Below are 527 nucleotides of genomic sequence, written 5' to 3' on the forward strand. Positions count from 1 at the left end.
ATATTTTTTCCAAGTTCAATAACAGCATGATATTTGACTGCATCAGAAATTTGACTTTTAGGCTGAATGCCAGCAACTTTAGCAATTTTGGTGATGACTTGGGGACACTTTTTGGATTTAGGGCAAATAAACTTTTGTTTGCGAATACAAAGAATATTAGTAACACCAGCTGAAGGCAAACCAACAGCTTTGGTCAGTTTAAAACCATTTCGCAACATTTTTCGCTGACAAACAGGGCAAAAACAAGGATAAGTTTGTAACAAATGGACGAAATGAACATTTTGATGATGATAAGATCCTTCAGTAATGAAATTTTTACCAAATTTAGGATCAAAAATCAGCCTTGTGTCTTTAATTCCAAGTAAAAATCGGGTACAATAATTCATGAATTAAACATTCTTTCTATACTCGTTGAAAAACGAGTTTATTTTGAAGATGAAGCTGTAACTTCATCTTTTTTTATAGCATAAAACAAAAATTGGTACTAGGATAGAAAAATTTCTATCAGTACCAAATATTATAGAACC

The 527-nt window shown here is 31.5% G+C and carries 1 pseudogene; it reads right to left on the bottom strand.

The annotated features are described in order from the left end of the window. Positions 1-386: pseudogene (locus ON15_RS10395) on the bottom strand (ISL3 family transposase); the annotation flags it as partial. Positions 387-527: the final 141 nt, after the last annotated feature.

This window comes from Liquorilactobacillus vini DSM 20605 (genome assembly GCF_000255495.1).
Classification (GTDB): Bacteria; Bacillota; Bacilli; order Lactobacillales; family Lactobacillaceae; genus Liquorilactobacillus; species Liquorilactobacillus vini.